This is a genomic window from Opitutales bacterium (genome assembly GCA_013215165.1).
Lineage (GTDB): Bacteria > Verrucomicrobiota > Verrucomicrobiia > Opitutales > JABSRG01 > JABSRG01.
Genome location: JABSRG010000124.1, coordinates 1 through 3,401 on the forward strand (window position 1 = coordinate 1; position 3,401 = coordinate 3,401).

The window sequence follows — 3,401 nt, forward strand, 5'->3', positions numbered from 1 at the left end:
TATTTCGTAAAAGTTGGTGGAATGGAATTATGGAACAAAGTTTGGTGGACTGCTTCGCGAGAAAGCGTTCTCGATAAAGCAGGTCAAGCGTTTTTGTAAAAAATAGTAACGTAACTTTTGTGATCTTTTGGTCCGCGAATTTATTCGAATTCGTCAGGCCGAGCTGGGGCTCGGCGTTCCCAGAAAGAGATGGTGTTTTTGCCGCGGAAGGCGCAGAACGGACGCGGAATTGTTTATTTAAATCGTTATCGTGATCGTGATAGCTGTCGTTGTCGGTCTATAACTTGGATCAGTTCGATGGTTTTGATTTTCGATCCGCGAATGAACGCGAATAGACGCTAATATTTCTTATCGGATTGAGGGGGGAAATATGTCCGTATGTCCAGATGTTGTGTGCAGAGGTTTTTCGGTGTTTATTTGATATGGGTCTTATAGGTAGGTGGCAGGCTGATCGCGGGAGCGATTGCTCTCGAGCAGGTCGAAGCTCAAGCTAAGTAGGCTATCGCCTTTATTCTAGGCGTTAAAGCTGTGTTTGAATTCTTTTTCTGTTTGTTTAATCGGACACTTCTTCGCCTGTTCACATAATGAGCTTGATCCGGATGCTTCGGGAACTACGTTCTCTCGTTTTCACTTTTTAGACATGGGTATACTACTCGCGATTTTGACTTTCTTTATGGTGCTGCTTTCGCTCGCACTGATTGGCCTAATTTTACTGCAAAAATCCAGTGGCCAACAGGGTATGGGCGCGGCGATGGGCGGTGGCGTAGCCGATCAAACTTTCGGCGCGGAAACCAATTCGATCCTTAGTAAGAATACTCAACGATTGACGATCGTTTATTTCGTTTTCGCTTTCATCCTCTATCTTGGATTTTTCGCAATCTACAACAATGGGGACTCAGCCGACGAGGGCACCCTGTTAGATATTGTGGCTGAAGATGCAGAGGCTGCGGCCGCTGAAGCAGAGGACGCCTCGTTGGTGGATGAGGCCGCAGCTGATGTAGAGCCCGAGGCTGTGGACGTGGTAAATCCCTTAGATGATGTTGAAGCAGCGGCCCAGGATGTAGTTCCGACAGAGACAGGGGACGTGGAGGCGCCTACGCAGCAGTAGTAGGGCTGCGATCATCTAGTAAGAGGAACATTTCTCAGGGCCGCACAGTCTTCAAACCTATGAGGTCCTCAATCTTAATGAGCTGTCTCGCTCTAGCGACGATTCTCGGCTTGGAGGCACAGCCGAAAAATTCACGTGTTTCGGTTGATCGGCTGCTTGAGGTGGATAATTTAAGTATCAATGAGGCAGCGGTGTTTCTTGATCGCTTTCGTAGTCTGCGCCTGTCTTCAGATTATGTTTTTGATTTCGACCTGAAGCACTTCCCAGCACGTGGCCAGTCACAGGTTTTCAGTGGCAGAATGTTTGGCACGTGGGAGCAGGGCCTTCCAGTGCAGCGTATCGAATTTCTGGAGAAAAATAAGCTACCGAACATAGATGCGTTGCTGTTTCGAACAGGCGTCGATACGGCATTCTATAACGCCCAAAGCGCATTCGGTTCGTGGAGTCGTGTCTCAGCATCGGAATTATTCAAGCCGGTGGAGGATGACTTAGGGATTACCCCCTTTGAGCTGCAGATGCCTTTTATCTTTTGGGAAGATTGGGAATTACATGGCATCACTCGGGTGTTGGGCCGTCCTGCTTATGTTTTCGACATGATTGCACCTGAGTCCTTGATGGCAGATTATCCTGATTTGGAGCGTATTCGGTTATCACTTGATGCGGACTTTTATGCTTTATTGCGTGCAGATTTCATCGATGCATCAGGCAGTGAGCTTAGGAGCATTCGCGTCGTTAGTTTTAAGAAGGTGGGTGATGATTGGATCCCAAAAGCAATCGATTATGTATCTCCAGGATCACGCGAGAAAGCTCGGTTCATTGTGAGGGCGGCTGCCTTGGGAGTGATCCTTTCAAAAGATGTCTTCGATCATGAGTTGATGCGTAGCCAGGTTGATGTATCCACGGTGGCTTTTGAGCTCTTGTAGCCTGAGATTGGTTAAACTTCCCAGGGGGCCTGGCGACTTTCTTTAGAACAAATAGCGTATCCAACGTTTAGTGACATGGATCACTGAATAGTTCCCCCCACTTCAAGTAAGAAACTATGCCCCCCACCAAACAAAAATCCGCTAATATGTCGTTAACTTTTGATTTGGCATCAAGCGACCACAAACGACTCGGTTCTCTAGCTAAACGCCACAGCGCTCGCTCCGTGAGTAGTCTTGTTCGAATTGCTATCGAACGTTACGATTACGGTAGATACCAAACAGGTTCTCGGGACCACCGGCAGCTCTCCGTACGATTGCCTGAAAAATTACGCAGCGATCTCGTTCAGGCATCTAAGAGAAAAAAAGTGAGCGTCGGCGAACTCGTGCGTGCTGCGGTCACGGATTTTCTTGAAGATCCAGACCTCGATTTGCCTGCGGCCTAGGATCATCCTTTTGGCTGTCTACATTTGTTGGCGCACTTTTTGATATTATAAGTACCGGCTTGTTGTGCCCTCTACCGCGTAGACACTGAGGACATAGACCCATCCGCCTGTGACTCGGTTGGTCTTGTGACAAGAACTCCCTTAATCAAAGACCATGTGTGACCTCCCTTAACACATATAGCATCAAGCAAAACGTTGGCTTTTAGACTCTCTCCGGAAATCGAAATGAGCGGATCATCGGATAGTCGAACATCGTATTGAGGAATGATGCTTACACCCTTCTTTTCATCGTGAGCCAGCCATATGGCTTCTGTGATGTCCACGTACACTCTCGAGAGACGCGTCTCCTCTACCTTGAACTCGGAAATGATCGTGGACTCTAAGAATTCCATGATTATTAAGCTTTCCGCCGAGAGCACCTCTTCGGGCTGATAGGCAATATAATCTGCATCAGCCACCAAGGCTCCACAGACCCAAAAGATGCAAACGATTGTGATGTGCTTCATTCCTGGCATTTTTTTTCGCACAACGCAAGGTGGTATGCGGAGAGTAGCGCGGCAGCGCTACTCTGAGTTGTCACCTCCCGACTTATTAGAAATCCTTTCGATTAGTGTTCTGCCTCCGTAGATTGAATAAGCCATGCTTAATGCTCTTTTATTTTTTAAAACGAAGCGCAGAGAGTCTTCCTCGAGGTCACCTGGGATATCGACCCGTATGATCTCTTGGCCAATTGCTTTGATCATTTCTTTTTCTTTGCTTCTGTCTTTCTCAACTCCTTTTAGGGATTCAGGGTTCTCGGCCTCCAGTGGCAATTCTCTGTAGTCAAGATTTATGACTTCTCCCGAGTCGATTGGGTGTGACCAGAGGTGCGGGGAGTCATGCGGCCTCTTTGAGCCATTCTTGACTTTCGATGTAGGTGGCGCGGTG

At 47.8% G+C, this 3,401-nt stretch carries 5 protein-coding genes; 3 read left to right on the top strand and 2 right to left on the bottom strand.

Translation table 11 applies throughout. The features are described 5' to 3' along the window. The first annotated feature begins 640 nt into the window (after window positions 1-640). The 3 genes from secG (at window position 641) to HRU10_15195 (ending at window position 2,474) form a co-directional block, all read left to right on the top strand. Window positions 641-1,108, top strand: coding sequence for a preprotein translocase subunit SecG (gene secG, locus HRU10_15185; GenBank protein NRA28576.1), 468 nt, complete (start codon window positions 641-643; stop codon window positions 1,106-1,108). A gap of 59 nt (window positions 1,109-1,167) precedes the next feature. Beyond that, a complete protein-coding gene (locus tag HRU10_15190) occupies window positions 1,168-2,031 on the top strand; it encodes a hypothetical protein (protein NRA28577.1) in 864 nt (287 codons plus the stop codon). 116 nt (window positions 2,032-2,147) lie between these two features. After that, window positions 2,148-2,474, top strand: coding sequence for a CopG family transcriptional regulator (locus tag HRU10_15195; GenBank protein NRA28578.1), 327 nt, complete (start codon window positions 2,148-2,150; stop codon window positions 2,472-2,474). 71 nt (window positions 2,475-2,545) lie between these two features. Here the strand turns inward: HRU10_15195 and HRU10_15200 are convergent, their stop codons facing one another. Both HRU10_15200 and HRU10_15205 read right to left on the bottom strand, forming a co-directional pair. Beyond that, window positions 2,546-2,980 carry a hypothetical protein gene (locus HRU10_15200; GenBank protein NRA28579.1) on the bottom strand — a complete coding sequence of 145 codons (435 nt, stop codon included), beginning with the start codon at window positions 2,978-2,980 and terminating at the stop codon, window positions 2,546-2,548. A gap of 57 nt (window positions 2,981-3,037) precedes the next feature. Further along, entirely contained in the window at window positions 3,038-3,217 is a 180-nt protein-coding gene (locus HRU10_15205; GenBank protein NRA28580.1) for a hypothetical protein, read from the bottom strand. Window positions 3,218-3,401 lie beyond the last annotated feature (184 nt).